The organism is Actinospica sp. (genome assembly GCF_035552695.1).
In the GTDB taxonomy this organism is placed as follows: Bacteria; Actinomycetota; Actinomycetes; order Streptomycetales; family Catenulisporaceae; genus Actinospica.
Genome location: NZ_DASZKT010000277.1, coordinates 1 through 7,108 on the forward strand (window position 1 = coordinate 1; position 7,108 = coordinate 7,108).

General features: G+C 69.9%; 5 protein-coding genes and 3 pseudogenes. 5 read left to right on the forward strand and 3 right to left on the reverse strand.

Annotated elements, in window-relative coordinates; translation table 11 throughout:
- The first annotated feature begins 43 nt into the window (after positions 1 to 43).
- Entirely contained in the window at positions 44 to 421 is a 378-nt protein-coding gene (locus VG296_RS32010; protein ID WP_325572261.1) for a cupin domain-containing protein, read from the forward strand.
- 127 nt (positions 422 to 548) lie between these two features.
- On the opposite strand, the pseudogene VG296_RS33110 reads toward VG296_RS32010, so the two are convergent.
- Positions 549 to 795 (reverse strand): annotated as a pseudogene (locus VG296_RS33110) (helix-turn-helix domain-containing protein); the annotation flags it as partial.
- Positions 796 to 964: 169 nt separating this feature from the next.
- Between VG296_RS33110 and VG296_RS32020 the strand changes: the two are divergent.
- From VG296_RS32020 to VG296_RS33120, 3 genes and pseudogenes are all read left to right on the forward strand, one after another.
- Positions 965 to 1,285, forward strand: a complete 321-nt coding sequence (locus VG296_RS32020) for a carboxymuconolactone decarboxylase family protein (RefSeq protein ID WP_325572263.1) — start codon at positions 965 to 967, stop codon at positions 1,283 to 1,285.
- Positions 1,286 to 1,301: 16 nt separating this feature from the next.
- A pseudogene (locus VG296_RS33115) lies at positions 1,302 to 1,695 on the forward strand (cupin domain-containing protein).
- 52 nt (positions 1,696 to 1,747) lie between these two features.
- Positions 1,748 to 1,876: pseudogene (locus VG296_RS33120) on the forward strand (IMP dehydrogenase); the annotation flags it as partial.
- Between the two features lie 55 nt (positions 1,877 to 1,931).
- On the opposite strand, the gene VG296_RS32030 reads toward VG296_RS33120, so the two are convergent.
- Positions 1,932 to 3,176: a S53 family peptidase gene (locus tag VG296_RS32030; RefSeq protein WP_325572265.1), complete on the reverse strand. Its 1,245-nt coding sequence runs from the start codon at positions 3,174 to 3,176 to the stop codon at positions 1,932 to 1,934.
- A gap of 11 nt (positions 3,177 to 3,187) precedes the next feature.
- The gene (locus VG296_RS32035) at positions 3,188 to 5,455 is read right to left on the reverse strand and encodes a hypothetical protein (RefSeq protein WP_325572266.1); all 2,268 of its coding nucleotides are present in this window, start codon (positions 5,453 to 5,455) and stop codon (positions 3,188 to 3,190) included.
- 936 nt (positions 5,456 to 6,391) lie between these two features.
- On the opposite strand from VG296_RS32035, the gene VG296_RS32040 reads away from it, so the two are divergent.
- A partial coding sequence (locus VG296_RS32040; RefSeq protein WP_325572267.1) for an AAA family ATPase occupies positions 6,392 to 7,108 on the forward strand: 717 nt, incomplete at its 3' end.

Below are 7,108 nucleotides of genomic sequence, written 5' to 3' on the forward strand. Positions count from 1 at the left end.
CCCTCGCCTCGGACAACACCGAAATCGAACTGAAGGACACCCCGTGAGCGAGCACGACATCGACACGCACCTGCGCGCAGCCGCGGACTGTGTACACGAACCGCACACGTGGGGGCGGCTCGAATGGTACGTCTCGGCCGCCATCGGCAACTCGACGACCATGACGGTCGGGATGTGCATCCTCGACCCCGGCCGGGAGAACGGCCGCCACTACCACCCCAACTGCGACGAGGTCCTCAGGGTGGTCAAGGGCCGGATCATCCAGACGTGGAACGACGAGGAGCGGGCGATGGAGGAAGGCGACATCGTCTCGATCCCCAGCGGCGTCTGGCACAGCGCCAGAAACCTCGGCGACGAACCCGCCGAACTCGCTATCTCCTTCTCGAGCGCCGACCGGCAGACGGTCGGGCTGGAGGACTAGCGGACTAGAGCGCCGGGGAGGTCGGGTGCCCGGCGGGTCGGGGCGCGGTCATGTCGAGCAGGATCATCGCGTCGTGGTCGGGCGTGCCGGGTTCGGCGACGAACACGCCGAGGCGCCGGCCCGGGGTGAGCGCGCGGGCGAGCGAGTCGACCACGGCCGGGCTCGGGCGGGTCTCTTTGCCGCGCTCCAGCCGGGTGTAGTAGTCGATGCTCATCCCGGCGAGCACGGCGACCTCCTCGCGGCGCAGCCCCGGGGTGCGGCGTACGCCGGTGCCGACTGGGAGACCGACCTCGGCCGGGGGTGACCCGGGTGCGCCGGGCGGTGCGGAACCGCCCGAGCTCGGTTCCGCCATCTGGGTGCCACTGCGTTGCCATGCCACCTGTGTGCCCCGGCGCTGACGTGCGCGCATGGGCCGAGGGGGGGACGTGTCGCACCCCCCGCTGGCCGCTCCCCGGCAAAGGTCGGTCTGCCGCCGGGCGGTCGCCGGTGACACCTTGGAGAAGGGGAGATCAACGTCAGCGGCGAGAGAAGGACGGGAAAGAGATGGCAGAGGCAGGAGCGAGCCGCGCGCGGCAATTGCTCGGGGACACGGCGCCCGAGCTGGTGCGCTTGACCGACGACGTGCTGTTCGGGCAGGTCTGGGCCGATCCGGCCCTGTCCCGCCGGGACCGGAGCCTGGTGACGGTGGCCGCGCTGACATCGCTGTATCGCACCGAGCAGCTCCGCTCACATCTGCGCCTGGCTCTGGAGAACGGGCTGAGCAAGGACGAACTCGTGGCGGCGATCACGCACCTCGCGTTCTACGCCGGATGGCCCAACGCGATGTCCGCGATCACCGAGCTCAAGAAGATCACCGAGGAGTGACGCGCGATTCAGGGAGATCATCAACCGTCCGCCCACGGCCAAGGGCCCGGCCGCGACGTTCACCGGGGACGTGTGGGTCGACGGCGGGATCGACCGGGCCCGACTGGCCATCGTCCGATTCGCGCCCTGCGCCCGTTCGCACTGGCACTCGCACCGCCTGGGCCAAGTGCTGTACATCATCGAGGGCGTCGCCCTGCTCGGCTCCCGCGACGGCACGGTCATCGAAGCCCACCCCGGGCGACACGATCTACACCGCGCCTGGTGAGGAGCACTGGCACGGCGCCACCGCCGACCGTTTCATGGCTCACCTCGTGCTGATGGAGGGCGTCGGTGACGAGACACCGCAGACGGCGTGGGGCGAGGCGGTCACCGACGCCGTCTACCGGGCGCCGCGCACCCCCGACAGCTGATTAGCACCCTGATATCGCCCTATCGCGAGAGCGCCGAAAGAAGGCACCTGCTATGCGTGCAACCCTCCTTTACCAGGCCGGCGACGTCCGCGTCGAGGACGTCGCGGAGCCGAAGATCCAGCAGCCGACCGACGCGGTCGTGCGCATCGTGGTCGGCTGCGTGTGCGGCAGCGACCTGTGGGATATCCAGGCCAACCGAATTCGCGTGCGTGTCAGCCTGCTGACTCCGCGTCGGATCAGAACGCGGCGATACCGTCCGGGGTGCCGAGGCCGGTCGGGCCGTCGTAGCCCTTGACGGCGTTGCACAGGTAGTCGCCGCCGCAGTCGCCGCCGCCGTCCAGGTTGGCGCCGCCGACCACGTCGTTCAGGTCGGCTTTGCGCGCGTAGACGTAGGACGCGTTCGGCAGCGCGGACGGGTTGCCGGCCAACGCGATCACGCCCGCGATGAACGGCGAGGCCGCGCTGGTGCCGCCGACCACGGTCCAGCCGTAGCCGTCGTGGGCGTCGTAGACCGCGGGGCCGGTGTTCGGGTCGGCGTCGGCCGAGACGTCGACGACCGTGCGCCCTGGGCAGTTCGGGTCCTTCTGCCAGGTCGGTTTCGCGATATACGCCGAGCAGCCGCTCGCGGTGGCGCCGCCGTCGCTGTCCCACGCGGTCTCGCTCCAGCCGCGGCTGTCGGTCGAGGTCGCGAGCGAGGTGCCGCCGACCGCGATGACGCTGCTGAAGACGGCGGGGAAGTTCGGGATGCCATAGCCGTAGTCGCCCGAGGACGCCACGACGGCGACGCCCTTGTGGCTGTAGTCCGCGGCGTACGGCTCCATGGCCTCCTGTTCGGTGCCCCCGTAGCTGTTGGAGATCTCGGTGGCGCCGAGCTTGGCCGCGGTGTTCTCGGCCGCCGCGAGCGAGTCGAAGGTCGCGGTGTCCGCCTCGACGAGCAGGATGTGGCAGCCCGGGCAGGCCGCGGAGACCATGTCGAGGTCGAGCGAGATCTCCACACCCCAACCCTGATCCGGCGGCAGCGGGCTCGTGGTGCCGGACTGATCGACCTTCGCGAAGCAGCCGTCGGCCGTGCTGCACGCGGGCAGTCCGTAGGTGCTGCGGTAGACGGCGAGATCGGCCTCGGCCGTCGCGTCGTCGCCGGCGTCGACCACCGCGACCGTCTCTCCCGCACCGTGACCGGCCGGAAGCTTGTACGCGGCCTGCAGCGTCGCGGGCCCGTAGCCGGTGGGAAGCGCCCGCGGCGCGATCCGGCCGGCGGCGGCGCCGCGCACCCCGAAGCCGCCGTGCACGTCGGTGCGCAGTTCGGCGAAGCAGCGCACCTGCGTGGTCGCCGGGCAGGCGTCGCGCACGTTCGTCGTCGGCGCCTTCGTGGCGGGCGCCGCCGCCGCGTCGGCCGGCATCGCCGCGGCCACGCCGGCCGCGACGGTCGCCGTCGTCGCGAGCCCGACCAGGATCGCGCGTATCCGGGAGTATCCCCTCATGGTCAGCCCTCTCACTTGGCGATCGTGTAGGCGTCGACGATGGTCTGGGTGATGCTGCCGCCGACGGCGTCGGTAGCGCTCACCTTGAGTTCGGGGCTGGTGCCCTTCGCCGACGTCGGGTTGTCCCAGGCCGCGATGTACCGGCCGCCCGAGCCCGTCGTCGTGGCCTGCTGCCAGGTCTTGCCGCCGTCGAAGGACACGGAGACCGCGGCCGAGGTGATCGCGGCGTGGGATTCGACGCGGTCGAACCCGACGTGGCCCACGCCCAGCTGGAGCAGTTCGATGGGCTGGTCGCTCGTGTTGGTCTGGTCGGTGTCGAGCCGGTAGTCGAGCGTCAGCGCGGGCAGCAGACGGCACGGCGCGGTGGCTGACTGGCCGTAGCAGCTGTCCTCGCTCGGCAGCGCGAGGCTGGTCGCCGAGTCGACCGTCAGGTCGGTGAGCACATCAGCGGACTGACTCACGCCGGCCGCGCCGCTCGCGTCTCTGGTGTAGACGGCGCGATACGTCGCGGGCGCGGTGTTGAGGTTGCCGGATTCGACTCCGTCCGCGGCGCCGCTGAAGACGATCACACCGTTGCGGTAGAGGATGAAGTCGTCGTTGGTCGCACCGAGGAAGTACCCGGCGTGGTCGGGCGCGCTGTCGCCGACCGGGTCGAAGCCCAGGATCAGCGAGGCGCCGGCCGTGCACACCTGGCAGAACTGCGGGCCGGTGTGCTGGCCGATCACCGGTGCGAGCGGGCCGTGCAGCCAGCTGATCGCGGTGCTCTCGCCGCCGGTGAACGTGCGGATGTCGGCCTGGATCGTGGTGAAGTTGGCCGTGAAGATGCTCTGGCCCCACTCACCGGTGTCGGCCGTTCCGATGTAGTCGGTCACCGTGCTCGGCATGGTCTGCGGGGACCCGGCGGTGATCAGGAATCCGCCTTCGGCCAGCACCGCGTTCACCGTCTGGTCGTACACGGTGTTGAACAGCGTCCCGTTCGTTCCGTCGGCGGGATCCGCGTAGTAGCTCTGCTTCACCGTCGCCACCTGGTCGGGCCGCACGACGTAGGACTCGTCGGCGGGCACGTCGTTCGCGGAGAACGCCACGTCGTAGCGGTAGGCCGGGCCGGTCGCCGGGCCGACCCCGCTCCACGAGACCTGCAGCCGCACCCAGCCGACCGGCGGCTTCGCCACAGGGTTGACGTAGGTCGGGGTGGTGAAGCCGAGTATGCCGGTGCCCGCGATATGCCCGGCGGCGTCGCTGTCGTAGAGCGTGACGTTCAGGCCCCGCTCCGTCGACGGGCGCGGCGTGCTCACCGTGATCGCCGAGGTGGCCTCGGCCTCGCTGAGCTTGACGGTGGGCACCGTCCCGCTCGCGGGCACCGTCACTTCGTCGTCGGTGATCCAGTGGATCGCCGCCAACGCCCCGTTGACGTCGAAGTCGAACACGAGCGAGGTCGCCAGGTAGTGGCCGGCCGGAAGCGCGACCCGCCCGACACCGTTGTCCACGGGAACATTGCCGTACCCGGCCTCGAGGTTGTCGAGGTCGTTGAAGAGCACGGCCGCGGCCGCGATCGGCTTGCCGGCGGTGTCGGTCTCGTCGATCTGCACGTCGTGCATCGGATAGCGCGGGCTGACGGCGCCGATCGTGGTTCCGGCGGCCAGGTTCACGCCGGTGACGCCGCCGAAGAGCGGGCCGCTGCCGGCCGGGCGGCCCGCCTTGACGTCCGCTCCGATCGAGGCGCGCAGTCCCGCGGTGAACGACGCGGTCGAGGCGGGGGTGAGATAGCCGCTCGCCGATTGGCCGCTGACGGCGGTCAGGGTGATACCGGGGGGTGCGCTCGGGCTCACGCCGGCGGCGTAGGTCACGGAGACGGGAATGCGGGCGGCGGTGCCGAGCCCGTCGCGCAGCAGCGCCGAGACGTCGAACAGCGCCGGGGCGAGCTGCCGGCCCAGGTAGGGCTCTGCGACCGCCGGGACGACGTACTGGTCACCGCCGGGCTGCTGATACGTCTCGGCCGGACCGCTGCCGGCGGCGGGCACCAGTTGAGCGGAAGTGTGCCCGTCCGAGCTCATGACCGTGACACGGTCTCCGGTGACCAGGGTGACGGTCCGCGCGGTCGCGGAGACGGCCGGGGTCACGGTGACCCCCGAACTCGACGCGGCCTGCGCCACGGACGGGACCGCGGCGCCGTAAAGCAACCCCGCGACCAACGCGAAGGCCGACACGAGGGCCGCGGACGGAATGCGTGTACGGGTGCTGAGACCGGCGAACTGCCCGGTTCTGCCTTTTCTCCCCATGGGTATTCTCCAGATGAGCGCATGCCGGATCGCATGACGGCAGGAGGAACTCTCGACGATGAGAGTGAAGGCGCGAAGCGCCGCGGCGCAGTGGTGGCTCTGCGTCGTTGTTCGTCGTCATTGCAGGTCGTGGGCATGCCGACGAAGACGGTGAACGCTAACAGTACCCCCGCACAGGTACCCGACGACCTTGCGGCCGGAGCCTCAGCCGAAGCTCCGCTCCGCATATCAATAGGTGGCCGGGATATTCCGGCCCGTGGGCTCTCGCCACGCTTTTGTGGGTGGTGGGAATAACTTACGTAGCGTGGGCTACCGGATATTATGGAAACTCACGGGCCCCCCGTCAACCACTCGGAGCGGGTTGGCTAACACTCGCGCCGGCCGGGCCCGGCGAATGTCGGACTTCGAGCCGGATCGTGATGCCCGAGGGGCGTGCCCCAGAACGGGTGGGCGCCGCCGGCGATCTGTTCATCACCTACCTGCCGGCGCTGCGGCCGGGCGACGCCCGGCCGGTGAAGCCGCCGAGGTCGGCTAGCACTCGATGACGTTGACCGCGAGGCCGCCGCGGGCGGTCTCCTTGTACTTGACCCGCAAAGGGGCCGCGCGAACGTCCGCCTGCACAAGCCTCTGACCTGCACAGATGCTGAATCTGATTGATATTCAGCCATTCCGGGGAGCGCTCGGGGAGAATCCGCCGCAAGCGTGCGCGACGCCCGCCTATGACCGCCCAGCACCAATCGGGCGCCGTAGCCATCACCACGACCTGCATGTTTACGGCGGCCGACAATCGCTCGGTAGGCGCAGCCCCTTATCTCGTGCTCTTCATGTCAGCGCCGACCCGACTCGCAATCCGTCGCACACAGCGCTTGCCCCAGCTATGATAGCTGCAGCTATCATTCATGAAGCAAGCACTGCCGACGAACCCTGGAGAGCCCTTTGTCCGACAAGCCGATGCGCCTCTTCGGCCGCAATACCGAGTGGCGGGACCTGACGGAGTTCGCCTCATCTCCGCAGCCCGGCGCGACGCTCGGCCTGGTCTACGGGCGTCGTCGACAGGGCAAGACCCTCCTGCTCGAACTGCTCGCCCGGCAGACCGGCGGATTCCTGTTCGCCGCGACACAGCAATCCGAGCTGCAAAATCTCGCGGACCTCGGCGCCGCATACGCCGCCTTCCGCGGCCTTCGCCAGCCGGTCCTGTTCGCATCGTGGCGCGAGGCGCTGGACGAACTGATGCGCTTGGGCACCGAGGCGCCGGTACCCGTGATCATCGACGAGTTCCCGTACCTTTCGGCCGCGACACAGGCCCTGCCCTCCTACCTCCAACACGCGCTAAGCCCCCTGAGCTTCGCGAAGGAGAACACCCGCACCCGGCTCATCCTCTGCGGAAGCGCCCTGACCACCATGTCCCAACTCCTCAGCGGCAGCGCACCGCTGCGCGGCAGGGCGACCCTCGAACTCGTGGTGCGGCCCTTCGGATTCAGAGAAGCCGCCGGGTTCTGGGGATTCGAGCACGACCCAGACTTGGCGTTCCAGGTCAACGCTCTGGTCGGTGGAACGCCCGCGTATCTGGAGATGTGCGGAGGCTCAGGACCGGCCAGCGTCGAGGACCTCGCCGCCTGGGTAGCCCGCCGCCTTCTAAACCCGGCCTCGGCG

What these genes read in the sequence shown, in the direction of transcription:
- VG296_RS32020 (WP_325572263.1), top strand. Translation starts at nt 965, where the DNA reads ATGGCAGAGGCAGGAGCGAGCCGCGCGCGGCAATTGCTCGGGGACACG.
- VG296_RS32035 (WP_325572266.1), bottom strand. Translation starts at nt 5,455, where the DNA reads ATGGGGAGAAAAGGCAGAACCGGGCAGTTCGCCGGTCTCAGCACCCGT.
- VG296_RS32030 (WP_325572265.1), bottom strand. Translation starts at nt 3,176, where the DNA reads ATGAGGGGATACTCCCGGATACGCGCGATCCTGGTCGGGCTCGCGACG.